General features: G+C 73.8%; 17 protein-coding genes. 1 reads left to right on the top strand and 16 read right to left on the bottom strand.

The window, feature by feature from the left end:
- Positions 1-44: 44 nt before the first annotated feature.
- Together LG274_RS11810 and rpsO are read right to left on the bottom strand one after the other, a co-directional pair.
- Positions 45-2,306 (bottom strand): polyribonucleotide nucleotidyltransferase, encoded by a 2,262-nt coding sequence (locus tag LG274_RS11810; protein WP_298714704.1) that lies wholly within the window; start codon positions 2,304-2,306, stop codon positions 45-47.
- A gap of 255 nt (positions 2,307-2,561) precedes the next feature.
- Entirely contained in the window at positions 2,562-2,831 is a 270-nt protein-coding gene (gene rpsO / locus LG274_RS11805) for a 30S ribosomal protein S15 (protein ID WP_002855292.1), read from the bottom strand.
- 167 nt (positions 2,832-2,998) lie between these two features.
- On the opposite strand from rpsO, the gene LG274_RS11800 reads away from it, so the two are divergent.
- A complete protein-coding gene (locus LG274_RS11800; protein WP_248115258.1) occupies positions 2,999-3,997 on the top strand; it encodes a CPBP family intramembrane glutamic endopeptidase in 999 nt (332 codons plus the stop codon).
- Here LG274_RS11800 and LG274_RS11795 read toward each other — a convergent pair whose 3' ends face one another.
- The 14 genes from LG274_RS11795 to ispG all read right to left on the bottom strand — a co-directional run bounded on the left by LG274_RS11795 (position 3,998) and on the right by ispG (position 18,396).
- A complete protein-coding gene (locus LG274_RS11795) occupies positions 3,998-4,888 on the bottom strand; it encodes a class I SAM-dependent methyltransferase (RefSeq protein ID WP_248115259.1) in 891 nt (296 codons plus the stop codon). It lies immediately after the preceding gene.
- Positions 4,889-4,896: 8 nt separating this feature from the next.
- Entirely contained in the window at positions 4,897-5,874 is a 978-nt protein-coding gene (locus tag LG274_RS11790) for a bifunctional riboflavin kinase/FAD synthetase (RefSeq protein WP_248115260.1), read from the bottom strand.
- On the bottom strand, positions 5,875-6,315 hold the full coding sequence (locus LG274_RS11785; RefSeq protein ID WP_248115261.1) for a hypothetical protein: 441 nt from the start codon (positions 6,313-6,315) through the stop codon (positions 5,875-5,877).
- Positions 6,316-6,323: 8 nt separating this feature from the next.
- Positions 6,324-6,692, bottom strand: coding sequence for a hypothetical protein (locus LG274_RS11780; protein ID WP_248115262.1), 369 nt, complete (start codon positions 6,690-6,692; stop codon positions 6,324-6,326).
- Positions 6,689-7,615 carry a tRNA pseudouridine(55) synthase TruB gene (gene truB, locus LG274_RS11775; protein ID WP_248115325.1) on the bottom strand — a complete coding sequence of 309 codons (927 nt, stop codon included), beginning with the start codon at positions 7,613-7,615 and terminating at the stop codon, positions 6,689-6,691. Before truB ends, LG274_RS11780 begins: the two co-directional genes overlap by 4 nt.
- A 96-nt stretch (positions 7,616-7,711) precedes the next feature.
- A complete protein-coding gene (gene rbfA, locus LG274_RS11770) occupies positions 7,712-8,161 on the bottom strand; it encodes a 30S ribosome-binding factor RbfA (RefSeq protein ID WP_248115263.1) in 450 nt (149 codons plus the stop codon).
- Between the two features lie 89 nt (positions 8,162-8,250).
- Positions 8,251-11,187, bottom strand: coding sequence for a translation initiation factor IF-2 (gene infB / locus LG274_RS11765; RefSeq protein ID WP_404464647.1), 2,937 nt, complete (start codon positions 11,185-11,187; stop codon positions 8,251-8,253).
- 190 nt (positions 11,188-11,377) lie between these two features.
- On the bottom strand, positions 11,378-11,722 hold the full coding sequence (locus LG274_RS11760; protein WP_248115265.1) for a YlxR family protein: 345 nt from the start codon (positions 11,720-11,722) through the stop codon (positions 11,378-11,380).
- Positions 11,723-11,808: 86 nt separating this feature from the next.
- Positions 11,809-12,795: a transcription termination factor NusA gene (gene nusA, locus LG274_RS11755; protein WP_298714698.1), complete on the bottom strand. Its 987-nt coding sequence runs from the start codon at positions 12,793-12,795 to the stop codon at positions 11,809-11,811.
- Positions 12,796-13,386 carry a ribosome maturation factor RimP gene (gene rimP / locus LG274_RS11750; protein WP_404464644.1) on the bottom strand — a complete coding sequence of 197 codons (591 nt, stop codon included), beginning with the start codon at positions 13,384-13,386 and terminating at the stop codon, positions 12,796-12,798.
- A gap of 58 nt (positions 13,387-13,444) precedes the next feature.
- Positions 13,445-14,236, bottom strand: a complete 792-nt coding sequence (locus LG274_RS11745; protein WP_404464642.1) for a TSUP family transporter — start codon at positions 14,234-14,236, stop codon at positions 13,445-13,447.
- A 1-nt stretch (position 14,237) separates the two neighbouring features.
- Positions 14,238-16,064 carry a proline--tRNA ligase gene (locus tag LG274_RS11740; RefSeq protein ID WP_366370175.1) on the bottom strand — a complete coding sequence of 609 codons (1,827 nt, stop codon included), beginning with the start codon at positions 16,062-16,064 and terminating at the stop codon, positions 14,238-14,240.
- A gap of 219 nt (positions 16,065-16,283) precedes the next feature.
- Entirely contained in the window at positions 16,284-17,270 is a 987-nt protein-coding gene (locus tag LG274_RS11735) for a GNAT family N-acetyltransferase (RefSeq protein ID WP_404464639.1), read from the bottom strand.
- On the bottom strand, positions 17,245-18,396 hold the full coding sequence (gene ispG / locus LG274_RS11730; RefSeq protein ID WP_248115326.1) for a flavodoxin-dependent (E)-4-hydroxy-3-methylbut-2-enyl-diphosphate synthase: 1,152 nt from the start codon (positions 18,394-18,396) through the stop codon (positions 17,245-17,247). Before ispG ends, LG274_RS11735 begins: the two co-directional genes overlap by 26 nt.
- Positions 18,397-18,508 lie beyond the last annotated feature (112 nt).

Raw genomic sequence — 18,508 nt, 5'->3', positions numbered from 1 at the left:
TGCGTCAGGCGGAGGCGATGGGCCTCAGCCCCGGATCACCGGGATCAGGCCTCGGTCTGCGAGGACTCGATGGCGTCCTCGGTCTCCGAGTCCGCGGCGTCGTCGGCCACGACCGGGGAGAGAGAGAGCTTGCCGCGGTCGTCGATCTTGGTGATCTCGACCTGGACCTTCTGGCCCACGCCGAGGACGTCCTCGACGTCGTCCACGCGGTTGCCGCCGTTCATCTTCCGGAGCTCGGAGATGTGCAGCAGGCCGTCCTTGCCCGGGGTGAGCGAGACGAAGGCACCGAAGGTGGTCAACTTCACCACGGTGCCGAGGTAGCGCTCGCCGATCTCGGGGACCTGCGGGTTGGCGATCGCGTTCACGGCCGAGCGGGCGGCCTCGGCCGAGGGGCCGTCGGTCGCGCCGATGAGCACGGTGCCGTCGTCCTCGATCGAGATGTCCGCGCCCGTGTCGTCCTGGATCTGGTTGATCATGGCGCCCTTGGGGCCGATGACCGCACCGATCTTGTCCACGGGGATCTTCACGGCGATGATGCGCGGCGCGGTGGGCGCCAGCTCGTCCGGGGTGTCGATCGCCGCGTTGAGCACGGAGAGGATGTGCAGACGGGCCTCGCGGGCCTGGGTCAGCGCGGCGGCCAGCACGGAGGCCGGGATGCCGTCGAGCTTGGTGTCCAGCTGGATCGCGGTGACGAACTCCGAGGTGCCTGCCACCTTGAAGTCCATGTCGCCGAACGCGTCCTCGGCGCCCAGGATGTCGGTCAGGGCCGCGTACTGGGTCTGGCCGTTCACCTCGGCGGAGACCAGGCCCATCGCGATGCCGGCCACGGGAGCGCGCAGCGGCACGCCCGCGTTCAGCAGGGACAGGGTGGAGGCGCACACGGAGCCCATCGACGTGGAGCCGTTGGAGCCGAGGGCCTCGGAGACCTGGCGGATCGCGTAGGGGAACTCCTCGCGCTCCGGCAGCACCGGCACGAGCGCACGCTCGGCGAGCGCGCCGTGGCCGATCTCGCGGCGCTTGGGCGAGCCCACGCGGCCGGTCTCGCCGGTGGAGTACGGCGGGAAGTTGTAGTGGTGCATGTAGCGCTTGGACGTCTCCGGCGCCAGCGAGTCGATCTGCTGCTCCATCTTGAGCATGTTGAGCGTGGTGACGCCCATGATCTGGGTCTCGCCGCGCTCGAAGATCGCGGAGCCGTGCACGCGGGGCAGGACCTCGACCTCGGCGGTGAGCTTGCGGATGTCCGTGAGGCCGCGGCCGTCGATGCGGACCTGCTCCTTGAGGATGCGCTGGCGCACGACCTGCTTGGTCACGGAGCCGTAGGCCTTGGCGATCTCGCCGCGGCGGTCGGCGAACTTCTCGCCCTCGCCGGCCAGCTTCTCGATGACCTCGCGCTGGTAGTCGTCCGAGGCGGACTCGCGCTCCTGCTTGTCCCCGATCGAGAAGATCTCGGTGAGGCGCTTCGAGGCGAGCTTCTCGACGGCGGCGTACGCGTCGTCCTCGTAGTCCTTGAAGACCGGCACCTCGACGGGCGCCTTGCCGGCGCGGGCGGCCAGGTCGGCCTGGGCCTCGCACAGCGCGCGGATGAACGGCTTGGCGGCCTCGAGGCCCTCGGCCACGACCTCCTCGGTGGGCGCGGAGGCGCCGGAATCCTTGATGAGGGTCCAGGAGTCGGGGGTGGCCTCGGCCTCGACCATCATGATCGCGACGTCGTCGCCCGAGACGCGGCCGGCGACGGCCATGTTGAACACGGCGTCCTTGAGCTGCGAGTGCTTCGGGAAGGCGACCCACTGGCGCTTGCCGGAGCCGTCGTCCATCAGCGCGACGCGGACGCCGCCGATGGGGCCGGAGAACGGCAGGCCGGAGAGCTGCGTGGACAGCGAGGCGGCGTTGATGGCCACCGTGTCGTAGATCTCGTCGGGCGCGATGGAGGTAACGGTCACGACGACCTGCACCTCGTTGCGGATGCCCTTGACGAACGCGGGGCGCAGCGGGCGGTCGATCAGGCGGCAGGTGAGGATGGCGTCCGTGGACGGACGGCCCTCGCGGCGGAAGAACGAGCCGGGGATGCGGCCGGCGGCGTACATGCGCTCCTCGACGTCCACCGTGAGGGGGAAGAAGTCGAAGCCCTCGCGCGGGGACTTGCCCACCGTGGTGGCGGACAGCATCGACGTCTCCTCGTCGATGTACACCATCGCGGCGCCGGCGGCCTGCTGGGCGAGGCGGCCGGTCTCGAACCGGACGGTGCGGGTGCCATAGGCACCGTTGTCGATGACGGCTTCGGCGAACGTGATCTCAGGACCTTCCATGGGGTCCCTCCTTTCAGGACGACGAGCCCGCGTCGGTGCCATCGTCCTGGTCTTCGATCGAGGCCCTCGGCCTGCCCGCTGCGAGGCGGGCGTCCGGGAGCCACTGTCGAGGACCGCGAAGGATGGGTGCGGGTCCGTCTGGGTGGTTCTCTTGCTGGTGCGGACCGCCCGGTTGGCGGCGCACGGTTCCTACACTAAGGGCGGCACCGGTGTCCGCGGGAGGTCCCACGGGCCGATGCCGCCCTCAGCGGCGGGTCACTTGCGGAGGCCGAGGCGCTCGATCAGTGCGCGGTAGCGCTCGATGTCGACCTTCTGCAGGTAGCCGAGCATGCGACGACGGCGGCCCACGAGGCCCATGAGGCCACGGCGGGTGTGGTGGTCGTGCTTGTGCTCCTTGAGGTGCTCGGTCAGGTCCTTGATGCGGCGCGAGAGCACCGCGATCTGGACCTCCGGGGAGCCGGTGTCGCCCTCGTGAGTGGCGTACTCCTTGATGATCTGCTGCTTGACAGCGGGATCCAGGGCCATGTCAGGCCTCCTTCTCTTCGGTACCGCGAACGGGGAGCCGCGCGAGCCCGAGGGCACGGCGCGGGGCCTCTCCACCGCGGACTGCAGGGAGGCCGATGGTCGAGTCTACCGCAGGATCATCCCGACGGCGGAGGCGCCCGACGGCGCGCCGCCCCTACGGTGGTGCCGTGACCTCCGCTCCCCCGCCGCTCGGCCCGCTCGGCCCTCCCCTCCGCCCGCTCGACCTGCCCCTCATCGGCCACGAGTACCCCCAGCTGCTGCGGACCCCGCGCAGCCGGTGGTGGCAGCCGCTGCTCTCGCTGCTCCTCGTGCTCGGATCGCTGCTGGCCCTGATCGCGGCGCTGCTGCCGGCCATGTCGGCCGCGATCCTCTCCGAGGTCGGATGGGACGCGCTCCTCTCCTCCGACCCGGAGGACGTCGCCGCGGTGGAGGAGGCCGCCTTCTCGAACTCCGCGCCGCTGACGCTCCTGAACAACCTGCCGCTCATCGCGCTGATCGGCGTCGCCCTGCTCGCCGTGGCCGTCTGCCACCCCGTGGCCGCCCGGTTCGTCCACTCGGTCGAGGGCCGCGTGCGCTGGCACTGGCTGCTGCGCGCGCACCTCGTGCTGCTGCCGCTCTTCCTCGTCTACGTGCTCGGCACCTGGGCCCTCGACGGCACCCCCACCGCCCCGCGCTCCGCGGACTGGGCCTGGCTCCTGGCCATGACGTTCGTGCTGACCCCCCTCCAGGCCGCCGGCGAGGAATACCTGTTCCGCGGCTGGCTGCTCCTGGCCATCGGCTCGTGGTTCCGCCGCCCCGTGCCGGCCGTGGTGCTCACCGCGCTCGTCTCGGCCGGGACGTTCGCCCTGGCCCACGGCTCCCTCGACCCGTGGATCCTGCTGGACCTGGCCGTGTTCGCGGTCGCCGCGGTGGTCCTGACCTGGCGCACGGGCGGGCTCGAGGCGGCCGTGGCCCTGCACGTGGTGAACAACGTCGTCATCCTCGCCGCCGGCACCCTCGCGGGGACCGTGGACGAGAGCTACGTGGACGCGGAGGCCACGGGCTCACCCCTGGCGACCCTGGTGTCCGTCGTCGTGATCTCGCTCGCGACCGCCCTGCTGCTGTGGCAGGCGAAGCGGGCGGGCGTCGCCCGCGCCGTGCCGGTCAGCGTCGGCGCGCGCCCCTGATCAGCGGCGCCGAGGGGCCGTGGCCCGCCACGCCACCGTGACGTAGGGCAGCGCGATCACGGCGGCCGGCGCGTGGCCGAGGTGCTCGAGGAGGTACCAGTCCAGGTTCGCCGCCATCCTGGCCCGGGTGGCCTCGGAGGCGCGCAGCCAGGACGCACGCGATGCCATGAGCCCGTGCAGCTGCGGCACGGGCTGCTCCACGGTCCACGTCCACCGCGCGTGCTCCTCCGCTCCGAACGGGGCCGCGAACCGGCGCTGCTCCGGCTTGGCGGCGTGGACGTCGCCGGCGCGCATGATCCGGGTGAGCCGGTGCACCCACGGCACGGAGGTGTCCAGCTGGTTCCACACCGCCGCGAGCCGCCCGCCCGGGCGCAGCACCCGCGCGGCCTCGGCGCTCGCAACGGGCACGTCCGTCCAGTGCCATGCCTGGGCCGCCACCACGACGTCGGCGCTCGCCTCCGGCAGGCCGGTCGCCTCGGCCGTGCCGGGCAGGGCGCGGACGCGGTCGGGCAGGGCGGGGTCGAGTGCGGCGACGTCGCGCTCGAGCACGGCCCGCATGGCCTCCGACGGCTCCGTGGCCACGACGCCGCGGACCCGTGAGGTCGGTCGCGCCGCCAGCTGCCGCGTGAACAGGCCCGTTCCGGCGCCGAGCTCCACGACGTCGAGACCGCGCCCCGCGGCGCTCGGCTCCGACGCGGCCGGATCCGTGAGCACCCAGTCCACGCACGCCTCCGGATAGGAGGGCCGGACGGCGTCGTAGTGCTCCCCCGCCGCCGCTCCGCCGAGGCCGAAGGGGTTGGGTGCGTCCGTGCGCGGCCGCGCGGGGCGGCCGGGCAGGCTCGGGACGGGCCGGCCGGGCAGGCTCGGATCGGGCTGCTCGGGGACGCTCACGGCGGCGTTCAGGACGGGCGCGGCGCCGCGCCGAGGATGGCGCGCGCCCGGTCGACGTCGTCGCGCATCTGGGCAACAAGCTTCTCGACGCCCTCGTAGGCGACCATGCCGCGCAGCCGCTCGACGAACTCGACGTCGACGTGCTGACCGTAGAGGTCGAAGTCCTCGACGCGCTCCTCGGGGCGGTCGATCACGTGGGCCTCGACCACGCGCGAGACGCCCTCGAAGGTGGGGTTGGAGCCGATCGAGATCGCGGCGGGGTGGGCCGCGCCGTCGGCGTCGTGCAGCCAGCCCGCGTACACGCCGTCGGCCGGGACCATGCCGGCCACGTCCGCCGCGAGGTTGGCCGTGGGGAAGCCGAGCTCGCGGCCGCGGGCGAAGCCGTGGACGACCTCGCCGGCGAGCACGTGGTTCCGGCCCAGCACGGCGGCCGCCTGGGCGACGTCGCCCGCGGCGAGGGCCTCGCGGATCCACGTGGAGGAGCAGCGGCGCTCGGGCGTCGCGCCCTCGAGGGCCGGGAACTCGTCCACCGCCTCCACCTCGAAGCCGTGCCGCTCCCCCAGGGCCACCATCGCGGTGAAGTCGCCGGCGTTGTCCTGGCCGAAGCGCACGTCGTGGCCCACGACGACGGCGCACGCGCGGAGCCCGTCCACGAACATGCCCCGCACGAACTCCTCGGGGCCCTGCCGGGCGAACTCGAGGCTGTAGCGCTGCAGCAGGACGGCATCGATCCCGGCCTCCTCGAGGAGGAGCAGCCGCTGCTCGGTGCTCACGATGTCCTCGTGCGGGACCTCGGGGCGGTGCACGGCGCGCGGGTGCGGCGTGAAGGTCACGGCCACGGCGAGGGCGTCCTGCTCGCGGGCCAGCTCGACGACGCGGCGCAGCACCTGCCGGTGGCCGCGGTGCACGCCGTCGAAGTTGCCGAGCGTGACCACGGTCCGCCGCAGGTCCGCGGGGACCTCCGCGAGGCTCTTCCAGATCAGCATTCAGCGCACCCCGGCCCCGTCGGCGCGGGAGGGCCGGTGCGCGAGCAGCCAGGCCAGGCCCACGATCGGCAGCACGAGCGGGACGTAGCCGTAGCCCGCGCCGAAGCGCGACCACACGGTCTCGTCCGCGAACAGCTGGGGGTCCAGGAGGGTCAGCAGACCCACCCCCACGACGCCCACGAGCTCCACGCCCACGGCCGCCACCGCGACGCGCCACGCCCGCGCACCCGTGCGGGCGAGCGAGAGGGTGGCCACGATGTACACGAGGGCCGCGAACGCCGAGAGCAGGTACGCCAGCGGCGCCACGCTGAACTGGGTCAGCAGCTGGAAGAGGCTGCGCGCGAAGGCCGAGAGCGCGAACACGGCGTAGACCATCACGATGATCCGGCCGAACCCCTGGTTGCGGGGGGCGCGGGTGCTGCGGGCGGGCGTCGTCTCCATGGGTCCTCTCACCACTGTCCGAACCAGATGACTTGCATGCGGTGCAGCATGACCACGATGGTCGGCCCGACGACGGCCAGCACGAGGTTGGACCAGCGCGTCTTGTCCGAGGCCGCCCAGCCCACCGCGACCACCGGCACGATGAGCGCCGTGAGCACGTAGCCCCAGAACTCCCAGCCGGGCCCGTTCAGCGGCTGCCCGCCGAGCTGGCGGAACGCCGCGGCCCCCGCGTACACGAGCAGGAAGAGCTCGACCGCGGCCACGGAGAGGATCGAGGAGTCGGCGGGGTGGCGTCGCACGGCCGTCATCACCACGCAGGTCAGGAAGGACAGGACGCCGATCACGGTGCCCGCCCAGAACCATCCGTCGAGGATCACGCGTCGCCCCCCGCCGGTTCGAAGACCAGGTGGGGCCGGGCCACGTCACGGCCCGCGCGGCGGCCGTCCTGCAGAAGCGCGACGACGGCGCCGCCGGGGGCCCGTCCGGCCACGAGGGCGGCCTCGCCGCCGGAGGAGGGCGGAGTCGGCGCGCCGGGCGTGCCGGAGAGCTCGCCCGAGGGGTCGATCGCCCGCCCGAAGGAGAGCTCCCGCGCCTCGTGCTCCGTGAGCTCGCGCACCGGGAAGAGGACGGCGGCGGCCGCGGAGAGCTCCGTCATGGAGAACCGCTCGGCGAGCTGGTCGAGGGTCACGGCGTCGGCCACGTGGAACGGGCCCACGTGCGTGCGGCGCAGCGCCGTGAGGTGGCCGCCCGTGTCGAGGGCCTCCCCCAGGTCGCGCGCCAACGCGCGGATGTAGGTGCCCGAGGAGCAGCGCACGGTGACGTCCAGGTCCACGAGCCGGCCGCCGTCGAGCCGGCGTTGGTCCGTGACCTCGAAGGAGTGCACGGTGACCTCGCGGGAGGCCAGCTCCACGTCCTCGCCCGCGCGCACGCGGTCGTAGGAGCGCTTCCCGGCCACCTTGATCGCCGAGACCGACGACGGGACCTGCTGGATGCGGCCCGTGAGGGCGGCGACGTGCTCCGCCACGCGGTCGGGGGTGACGGCGTTCGCCAGGCGGGTGGCCACGACCTCGCCCTCGGCGTCGTCCGTGACGGTCGACTGCCCGAGGCGGATGGTCGCCGTGTACGTCTTGTCCGTGCCCGTGATGGCGGTGAGCAGCCGGGTGGCCTTGTTCAGGCCCACCACCAGCAGGCCCGTCGCCATGGGGTCGAGCGTGCCGGCGTGGCCCACCTTGCGGGTGCCGGCGAGCCGACGGACCCGCCCGACGACGTCGTGCGAGGTCCAGCCCTGCGGCTTGTCCACGAGGACGACCCCCGACGCCGCCGTTCCCGGGGCGTCGGGGGTCTGTCCCGCAGGGGTGTGTCCTGCGGCGGTGCGCGCGTTCACGTCGGCGTCGCCTCAGGCCCGCTGCTCGTCGTCGTCGGCGTCGTCCTCGGCGGTGCGGTACGGGTCCGCGTCGCCGGCGTACTGCGCGCCCTCGCGGGCCTTCGCCAGCTCGGCGTCCCGCTCCTTGGCGGCGCGGAGGACGTCCTCCAGGTGCGCGGCCGCCTCCGGGACGGTGTCCGCGACGAACTCGAGCGTCGGCACCAGGCGGATGGTGAGGCCACGTCCCACCTCGCGGCGCAGCACGCCGCGGTTCTCCTGGATGGCCGCGTGGGCGGCGTCGACGGCCGCGTCGTCGCCGAGCACGGTGTAGTAGACGGTGGCGTGCTGGAGGTCGTTGGTCACGCGAACCTCCGTCACGGTGACGGGCTCGACGCGGTCGTCCTTCACGGCGCGGCGCAGCGCCTCCGCCACGAGGACCTTGATGCGCTGGGCCAGTCGGCCAGCACGGGCCGGATCGGCCATGGCTGCACTTCCTTCCGGGTCAGCCGGCCGCGGTCGCGGCCGGCACGGTGGGGCGCCGGGGTCCCTCACGGGCCCCGACGCCCCCTCGATCACGCGCGGGGCTTCTCCTGCATCTCGAAGGTCTCGATCACGTCGTCCTCCTTGATGTCGTTGAAGCTGCCCAGGCCGATGCCGCACTCGTAGCCCTCGCGGACCTCGGTGGCGTCGTCCTTGAAGCGGCGCAGCGACTCGATCTTGAGGTTGTCCGCCACCACCATGCCGTCGCGCACGAGGCGCGCCGAGGCGTTGCGGCGGATGAGGCCCGAGCGCACGAGCGTGCCCGCGATGCTGCCCCACTTGGAGGAGCGGAAGACCTCGCGCACCTCGGCGGTGCCGAGCTGCACCTCCTCGTACTCCGGCTTGAGCATGCCCTTGAGGGCGTTCTCGATGTCGTCGATCGCGTCGTAGATGACGGAGTAGAACCGCATGTCCACGCCCTCGCGGTCGGCCAGGTCGGCCACCCGCTCGGCAGGACGGACGTTGAAGCCGATGATGATGGCGTTGTCCACCGTCGCCAGGTTCACGTCGTTCTGCGTGATCGCGCCCACGCCGCGGTGGATGACGCGCAGCTGCACGTCGTCGCCCACCTCGACCTTGAGGAGCGAGTCCTCGAGCGCCTCCACCGGACCGGCGGCGTCGCCCTTGATGATGAGGTTGAGGGTGTCGATCTTGCCCTCGGCCACGGCCTGGTCGAAGTCCTCGAGCGTGATGCGCTTGCGGCGCTTGGCCAGCTGGGCGTTGCGCTCGGCGGCCTCGCGCTTCTCCGCGATCTGACGAGCGGTGCGCTCGTCCTCGGTGACCAGGAAGGTGTCGCCGGCACGGGGCACGGACGACAGGCCCAGGACCTGGACCGGACGCGACGGGGTCGCCTCCGAGACGGTGTCGCCGTTCTCGTCGAACATCGCGCGGACGCGGCCGTGGGCGGAGCCCACCACCACGGTGTCGCCGACCCGCAGCGTGCCGGTCTGCACCAGCACGGTGACGACGGCGCCGCGGCCCCTGTCGAGGTTCGCCTCGATGGCCACGCCGCGCGCGTCCTTGGTGGGATTCGCCGTGAGCTCGAGGGCGGCGTCCGCGGTGAGCAGGACCGCCTCGAGCAGCTTGTCGATGTTCTCGTTGTTGCGCGCGGAGACGTCGACGAACATGGTGTCGCCGCCGTACTCCTCGGGCACCAGGCCGTACTCGGTGAGCTGGCCGCGGATCTTCTCCGGCGACGCGCCCTCCTTGTCGATCTTGTTGACCGCGACCACGATCGGCACGTCGGCCGCCTGGGCGTGGTTGAGCGCCTCGACGGTCTGCGGCATGACGCCGTCGTCGGCGGCGACTACGAGCACGGCGATGTCGGTGACCTTCGCACCGCGGGCACGCATGGCCGTGAAGGCCTCGTGACCGGGGGTGTCGATGAAGGTCAGGCGTCGCTCCTCGCCCTCGTGCTCCACCGGCACCTGGTACGCGCCGATGTGCTGGGTGATGCCGCCGGCCTCGCCCTCGGTGACGTTCGCCGAGCGGATCGAGTCCAGGAGGCGGGTCTTGCCGTGGTCCACGTGGCCCATGACGGTGACGACCGCGGGGCGGGGCGCCAGGTCGGCGTCGTCCTCGTTGGCCTCCTCGGCGTCGAGGTCGATGTCGAACGCCTCGAGCAGCTCCTTGTCCTCGTCCTCCGGGGAGACGATGTGGACGCGGTAGCCCAGCTCCTCGCCGAGCAGCTGGAAGGTCTCCTCGTCCAGGGACTGGTTGGCCGAGGCCATCTCGCCCAGGGTGAAGAGCACCTTCACGAGGTCCGCGGTGTCCGCGCGGATCTTGTCGGCGAAGTCCGCGAGCGAGGCGCCGCGGCGCAGGCGCAGGATCGTGGTGCCGTCGCCCTTGGGGACCTTGACGCCGCCGATCTCGCGGGTGTGCTGCTGTTCGAACTCCTGACGCTTCGCGCGCTTGGACTTGCGCCCCTTGCGCGCTCCGCCGCCGCGGCCGAACGCACCCTGAGCGTTGCCACGGCCGCCGCGGCCGCCGGGACCACCCGGACGGGCCGGACCGCCGCCGGGCGCGCCCGCGCCCGGACGGCCACGGCCGCCGCCGCGGCCCGGAGCGGGCGCAGGGGTGATCTGCTTGGGCATCATGCCCGGGTTCGGACGGGCGCCGCCCGCACCGGGGCGAGGGCCCGCGGCGCCGGCCGCGGGACGCGGACCGCCGGGACGGGGACCGGCCGCGCCCGCCGCCGGACGGGGGCCGCCCGGACGCGGCGCGCGGTCCTCACGGCCGGCGCGCATGCCCTGCGAGGGCGCGAACGGGTTGTTGCCCGGGCGCGGCGCACCGCCGCGCGCACCGGCACCGCCGGGACGGGCGCCCGGACGCGGGGCGCCGCCGCCGGGGGCGGCCTTCGAGGTGAACGGGTTGTTGCCGGGGCGCGGGGCGCCCGGCTTGGCACCGCCCGGCTTGGGAGCGGCCGCGCCCGGGGTGGGCGTCGAGGCCGCCGACGTCGGCGCGGAGGGCGTCGACGCGGCGGGGGCCTGCGGCGTGCCCTGTCGGGACTCCTGCGGGGCGGCCGGAGCCGGCGTCGGAGCCTGCTCGGGCGTCGGCGCGGGAGCCGGGGTCTCGGCGCGGGCGGGCGCCTGCGGCGCGGCGGCCGGCGTCGGCTCGGGCGCCGCCGGCGCAGCGGGGGCGGCGGCCTGACCCGGCTTGGGAGCCGCAGACCCGGGCTTGGGTGCGGCCGAGCCCGGCTTGGGGCCGCGCGGCGACGGGGTGGGCGCGCCCTGGGCGGACGTGCTCGGGGCACCCGCCGCGGGGGCGGAAGGGGCGGCGGCCTTCGCGGCGCCCGTGCCGCCGGCCTTGCCGGCGCCGGGGTAGGCGCCGCGCAGCTTCTTGACCACCGGGGGCTCGATGGTGGAGGAGGCGGAGCTGACGAACTCGCCGAGATCCTTGAGGGTGCTCAAGGCCTCCTTGGAGGTGATGCCGAGCTCTTTGGCGAGCTCATGGACGCGGACCTTTGCCACGGTTCTCCTGTTCTGGCCTCACGGGCCTTCAGGGGAGCCGGGGGGCTTCCGATTCAGCGCGGCGCGAGACCGTTGACGTTTGTCCAGGCCGCACGGGACACCTCGAGGGTGCGCGCGCCGCGGCCTGCCTGATAGCAGGGGGTGAAGTTCATCGTTGGGCACTCATGCTTCAGTGCTCATCGGGTACGCATCAGATCTCTGACCCGCCTTCATCTGTCGTGTCTGCAGCCGGTGCGGCGTTCCGCGTCCGCGCGGCGCTCGGGGATCCCTCGCCGGGACCGCCCGCCTCGCGTGTGAGCCCGTCGGCGTCCACGGCGGCCCTGAAGGCCCGGTGGAACGCCCGACGGCGCACGGCGAGGAGGAGGCAGTCCGGCCCGGGGTGCACCCAGGCACCGCGTCCGGGACGTCGACGACTCCGGTCCCAGACGACGGTGGGGGGTTCCGTCGCGGGGTCCAGTGCCACGCGCACCAGCTCTTCCTGGTCCGCCCTCGCCCGGCATCCGATGCAGGTCCGCACGACCGTCTGGGACGTCATGCGGTCTCCTCACACGGTGTCGGAACGAGAATGGACCTCATCCATCCTAGCGCGTCCCGGCCGGGATCTCCTCCCGGGCCCGGGCATCAGTGCCCGGGCGCCTGCGCCGCGGCGCCGTCGCCGACGATGTCGATGCGCCAGCCGGTGAGCTTCGCGGCGAGGCGGGCGTTCTGGCCCTCCTTGCCGATCGCGAGGGAGAGCTGGTGCTGCGGCACCACCACGCGCGCGGAGTGCTGGTCGGCGTCCACGATCTCCACGGAGACCGTCTGGGCCGGGGAGAGGGCGTGGGCGATCATCGCGGCCGGGTCGTCCGAGTGCTCCACGATGTCGATCTTCTCGTCGCCGAGCTCGGTCATGACGGCGCGCACGCGCGAGCCCATCTCCCCGATCGCGGCGCCCTTGGCGTTGATGCCCGCCCGGGTGGCCTTGACCGCCATCTTGGTGCGGTGGCCGGCCTCGCGGGCCAGGGCCGTGATCTCCACCGAGCCGTCGGCGATCTCGGGGACCTCGAGCTCGAAGAGGCGCCGCACGAGGTTCGGGTGCGAGCGGGAGACGGTCACGGACGGGCCCTTGCTGCCGCGGTTCGCGGAGACCACGTAGGTGCGCAGGCGGCGGCCATGGGGGTACTGCTCCCCCGGCACCTGCTCGGGCGGCGGGAGCACGGCCTCGAGGGTGCCCAGGTTCACCTGGATCATCTGGCGGTTGTTGCCCTGCTGGACGACGCCGGAGACGAGCTCTCCCTCCTTCTCCTTGAAGTCGCCCAGCACCTTGTCGTCGTCCGCCTCGCGCAGGCGCTGCAGGATGACCTGGCGTGCGGTGGACGCCGCGACCCGGCCGAAGCCGTTGGGGGTGTCGTCGAACTCGCCGACGGCCGCGCCCTCCTCGTCCAGCTCCGTGGCCCAGATGGTCACGTGGCCGCTCGCGCGGTCCAGCTCCGCGCGGGCGCGCTTGAGGGCGCCCGGGGTCCGCTGGTACGCCATGAGCAGGGCCTGCTCGATGGTGGGGACGAGCCGGTCCAGCGGGATGTCCCGCTCGGCCACCAGCATGCGCAGCGCGCTCATGTCGATATCCACTTATGCCTCCGTGTGCTCTGCCGTGTGCTCGGCCCGGTCCGGGGACTCGCCGGGCTCGCGGGCGGTGCCCCACTCTACCTGCACCACGGCCGGCCCCAGTCGGTCCATCCCCACCCGCTCGGCCGGCAGCTCCTTGGCGGGCATGCCCTTCTTGGCGCCGGGGCGGACCACGACGAGCTCGACGTCGTGCTCCCCGACGTCTGTGAGGCGCGCGGTGATCGGCTCGGCCCCGTCCACGGACACGCTCACGAGGCGGCCCACGTTGCGCTCGAAGTGGCGCGGCTGCGTGAGCGGGCGATCGACGCCGGCCGTGGTGACCTCGAGCATGTACTCGCCGGCGCCCACACCCGGGACCTCGTCCCCGGCGGCGTCCAGCGCGGCGGAGACGCGGGCGCTCAGGGCGGCCACCTCGTCCAGGCTCAGGCCCCCGGGTCCGGCGGCGCGGTCCAGGACGACCTCCACGGTCGGGGTGGCGGCGGCGCCGGCCACGCGCACCTCCTCCACCACGACGCCGGCGTCGGCCACGGCGTCCTCGACCATCGCCGTCAGCGCGGCGCTCTCGGGACGGTCGGTGGTCTCCTGCGGGTCCATGCGGGGCTCCTGAGGGGTCGGGGGCGGGCAGGGCCAGCGTACCGCCGCGGCCGGCGCCTCACCCCACGAGCGGGGCCAGGGTGTCCGCGCCCACCTTCACGATCAGCGCGGAGACGACCGCGAGGAAGACCACCCGGATGAACCCGGTCCCCCGCGCGATCGCCATGCGCGCGCCCACGTAGCCGCCCGCGAGGTTGGCCGCGCCGAGGAGGAGGCCCAGGCCGAGCACCGCGTGGCCCGCGGGCAGGAAGAACGCCAGGGCGCCGAGGTTGGTGGCCAGGTTGACCACCTTGGCCTGGGCCGAGGCCTGCAGGAAGTCGTGTCCGAGCAGCGCCACCAGTCCCAGGATGAGGAAGGTCCCCGTGCCGGGCCCGATCATCCCGTCGTAGAAGCCGACCGCCCCGCCGAGGGCCAGGGCCCGCGTCAGGTGGGCCGCCCCCGTGTGCCTGAGGGCGGCGACCCGGCCCAGCTGCGGTCGGGTCGCGGTGACGATCCACACCGTCACGAGCGCCGCGAGGATCACGGGCCGGATCACCCCCGTGGGGAGCAGCGTGGCCACGACCGCCCCGCCGAGGGAGGTCGCGAAGGCCAGCGCGGCCATGGGCAGCGCCGTGCGCAGGTCCGAGCCGAGCCGGCGCCGGTAGGTGATCGCCGACGTCGCGGTGCCGAACACGGAGCCCAGCTTGTTGGTGGCCAGGGCCTGCACGGGCGTGAGGCCCGGCACCAGCAGCATGACGGGCAGCTGCAGCAGCCCGCCCCCGCCGACGACGGCGTCCACCCAGCCGGCGGCGAAGCCCGCGGCCAGGAGCAGCAGCACCAGGCCCGTCGTCAACTCGACGGCGCCGAACATCTCAGCGCCCGTGACGCACCTCGGCCACGACCTCGGCGACCGCGTCGGCCACCGGCACGGTGCGGGCCTCCCCCGTGGCACGGTCCTTGAGCTCGAGCTCGCCGTCGGCCAGGCCGCGGCCGATCACCACGGCGGTCGGCACGCCGATCAGCTCGGCGTCCTTGAACTTCACGCCGGGGCTCACCTTGGCGCGGTCGTCCACGATCACGGTGAGACCGTGGGCCTCGAGGCCCTCGGCCAGGTCCAGGGCGGCGGCGACGCCGTCCTCCCCCTTGGTCGCCACGACCACGTGCACGTCGGCCGGGGCGACCGCGCGCGGCCACGCGAGGCCCTTGTCGTCGCGGTAGCGCTCGGCGATCGCGGCGACGGCGCGGGTCACGCCGATGCCGTAGGAGCCCATGGTCACCACGACCTGCTTGCCGTTGACGTCGAGGACCTTCAGGTCGAGGGCCTCGGCGTACTTGCGACCCAGCTGGAAGATGTGCCCCATCTCCATGCCGCGGCGGGAGTGGAGCGGGCCGGAGCCGTCCGGGGCGGCGTCGCCCTCGCGCACGACGGTGGCCTCGAGGACCGCGTCCCATCGGAAGTCGCGGCCGGCGACGACGCCGAAGGCGTGGCGCTGGTCCGCGTTGGCGCCGGTCACCCAGGCGGTCCCGGGGGCGACACGCGGGTCCACGAACAGGGGCAGGCCGGACACCGAGCCCTCCGCGCCGAGCACGGGGGTGCCCTCGATCTCGCCGGCCCCGGCCGGGCCGATGTAGCCCTTGACGAGGGCGGGGTGGCGCTTGAGGTCCTCGGCCGCGGCGGCCTCGACCGTGGGCTCCCCGACGACCCCGAGGGCCGGGCCGACGGACGCCTCGAGCCGCTTGACGTCGACCTCTCGGTCGCCGGGGACGGCGACGACGAACTGGCGGCGCTCGCCGCCGTCGACCACGGCGGTGAGCACGACGCACTTGAGGGTGTCCGCGGCCTCCCACGGGCGGTCGGCCCGCGGGGCCAGGTCGTTGGCGACGTCCACGAGCGCCGCGATGGTCGTGGAGTCCGGGGTCTCCTTGACCTCGGCCGCCGGCAGCGCGGCCATCGCGGCCTCGTCGAGGGGCTCGGGGGCCACGGTGGTGACGGCCTCGACGTTGGCGCGGTAGCCGCCGTCGGACTCCACGAAGGTGTCCTCGCCGACCTCGGTGGGGTGCAGGAACTCCTCGGAGCGGGAGCCGCCCATGGCGCCGGAGGTGGCCTTCACCGGCACGACCTCGAGGCCGAGCCGCTCGAAGATGCGCAGGTACGCGGCGCGGTGGGCCTCGTAGGCGTCGTCGAGGCCGGCGTCGTCCACCGTGAAGGAGTAGGAGTCCTTCATGACGAACTCGCGGCCGCGCAGCAGGCCGGCGCGCGGGCGGGCCTCGTCCCGGTACTTCGTCTGGATCTGGTACAGGTACGCCGGCAGGTCCTTGTAGGACGAGTAGAGGTCCTTGACGAGGAGGGTGAACATCTCCTCGTGCGTGGGGGCCAGCAGGTAGTCGGCACCCTTGCGGTCCTGGAGGCGGAACAGGCCGTCCCCGTACTCCTCCCACCGGCCGGAGGCCTCGTAGGGCTCGCGCGGCAGCAGCGCGGGGAAGTGCACCTCCTGGGCGCCGATGGCGTCCATCTCCTCGCGCACGACCGCCTCCACGCGGCGCAGCACGCGCAGGCCCAGGGGCAGCCACGTGTAGATGCCGGGGGCGGCGCGGCGGATCATTCCGGCCCGCACGAGCAGCTGGTGGCTCGCCACCTCGGCGTCGGCCGGGGCATCGCGCAGGGTCCGCAGGAACAGGGTGGACATGCGCAGAGGCATGGGAGGACTCCTTCAGGGGCAGCGCGCGAGCACGGGTCGGTGGACGCCGGCCGGTGCGTCGGGGGCGTCGTCGACGTCGATCCTAGCGGCCGGCCCGGCCATGTCCGGCTGCGTCCTCGGTGCCCGGGCACAGGAGGTCCGCCGCCGAGGGATCCGCGGCCGACCCGGCGGTGCACCCCAGGGGCGGATCGGACGCGGAACCAGACCCGCGCACCCCCGTCAGTAGAGCACCGTGGCGAACGTGCCCACGCGCTCGAACCCGACGCGCGCGTACGTGCGCAGCGCGGCGGTGTTGTACGCGTTCACGTAGAGGCTGACCACGGGCGCGTGACGCCGTGCCAGCCCCACGACGGCGGCCATCGCCCCGGCCGCGAGCCCGCGCCCGCGGTGCTCCGGGTGCATCCAGACCCCCTGGATCTGGGCGCACCGGGAGGAGAGCACGCCCACGTCCGCCTTGAAGCGCAGCGGGGGGCGGGCGCCGACGCCCGGCGTCGGGGCGTCCGGTGCCGGGACGCCCGGCGTCGGGGCGTCTCCGGGGACGATGAACACGCGGCCGGACGCGATGAGCCCCCGCACGCGCTCGCGGTACTGCTGCGCGCCGCCGAGGAACGGGGAGAAGCCGAGCTCCTCCTCGAACATGGCCGCGCTGGCCGGCAGCACCCGGTCATAGTCCCGCGGCCCTGCCGGGACCACGTCCGGGAGCGGCGCGACGGCGGGCCGCTCCCCCGCCACGAGGAGGGGCTGCTCCTCGCGCACGGAGCGCGGCCGGTGGCCGGCGGTCCGCAGGGCGCGGCCGATCGTCAGCACCGCGGCGGCCGGGCCGTACACGGATCCGAGGCGGCGCCGCAGGGCGACGACGGCCGCGGCGAGGGCGGCCGCGTCGTCGTCGGTCGCCGTCGACTCGGCGCGGCCGGGCGGCACCACCGGCACCACGTTCGAGCCGACCCACGCGGCGGCGCGCAGCGCGCCGGCGGGGGCTGCGGCGTCGGGGTCCTCGGGGACGCCCAGGAAGAGGGTGCCGCCCGCTCCCCCGCGCGGGCCCGCCCGGCGACCGGCCTCGAGCAGGGACTCGACGAAGACGTTCGCCACCGGGTCGCGGCGCGCGAGGGCCGCGAGTGCGGGGGTGTCGGCGTCGGTCAGAAGGCGGACCCGCCCCTGCGAGGCCCGGCGGACGGCGGCGTCAGTGGACGGAGACCACGGGGGCACCGGCGGCAGCCTGGTCACCGGAGCCCTCCTCGTGGCCCATCTCCGCGGCGATCCGGCGGGCCTCCTCGATGAGGGTGTCCACGATCTGGTCCTCGGGCACGGTCCGAATGACCTCGCCCTTGACGAAGATCTGGCCCTTGCCGTTGCCCGAGGCCACGCCGAGGTCGGCCTCCCGGGCCTCGCCCGGGCCGTTGACGACGCAGCCCATGACGGCCACGCGCAGCGGGACGGTGACGTCCTTGAGGCCTTCGGTGACCTCCTCGGCGAGCGTGTACACGTCCACCTGGGCGCGGCCGCACGAGGGGCAGGAGACGATCTCGAGCCTGCGCTCGCGGAGGTTGAGCGACTGCAGGATCTGCAGGCCGACCTTGATCTCCTCGACGGGCGGGGCGGAGAGGGACACGCGGATGGTGTCGCCGATGCCCTTGCCCAGCAGGTAGCCGAACGCGGTGGCCGACTTGATGGTGCCCTGGAAGGCGGGGCCGGCCTCGGTCACGCCGAGGTGCAGGGGCCAGTCGCCCTCCTCCGCGAGGAGCTCGTACGCGCGGGCCATGATCACCGGGTCGTTGTGCTTCACGGAGATCTTGAAGTCCTTGAATCCGTGCTCCTCGAAGAGGGACGCCTCCCACACGGCGGACTCCACGAGGGCCTCCGGCGTGGCTTTGCCGTGCTTCTGGATCAGGCGGGGGTCGAGGGAGCCGGCGTTGACGCCGATGCGCAGGGAGGTGCCGTGCTCGGCGGCCGCCTGGGCGATCTCCTTGACCTGGTCGTCGAACTTGCGGATGTTGCCCGGGTTCACGCGCACGGCGCCGCAGCCGGCCTCGATCGCGGCGAACACGTACTTCGGCTGGAAGTGGATGTCCGCGATCACGGGGATCGTGGACTGCCGCGCGATGACCTTCAGCGCGTCCGCGTCCTTGTCCGTGGGGCAGGCCACGCGCACGATGTCGCAGCCGGCAGCGGTGAGCTCCGCGATCTGCTGCAGGGTGGCGCCGATGTCGTGGGTCTTGGTGGTGGTCATGGACTGCACCGAGACCTGGTGCTTCGAGCCCACCCCCACGGAGCCCACCCGAATCTGCCGGGTCGGCCGGCGCGGGGCCAGCACGGGCGGCGGGGCGGACGGCATTCCAAGGCTGACGGGCACGGCAGCGCTCCTCACGGTTCTCGGGTCGGCGGCGAGAGGCCGTCGCTTCATCCGTCCCATCCTAGGCCCCGGTGCACGGCGGCACCGGGGCCCG

The sequence above is a fragment of the Micrococcus antarcticus genome, from assembly GCF_044872765.1.
Classification (GTDB): Bacteria; Actinomycetota; Actinomycetes; order Actinomycetales; family Micrococcaceae; genus Micrococcus.
Note: the sequence above shows the minus strand (reverse complement) of the source record. Positions and strands in the feature narration are given on the sequence as shown.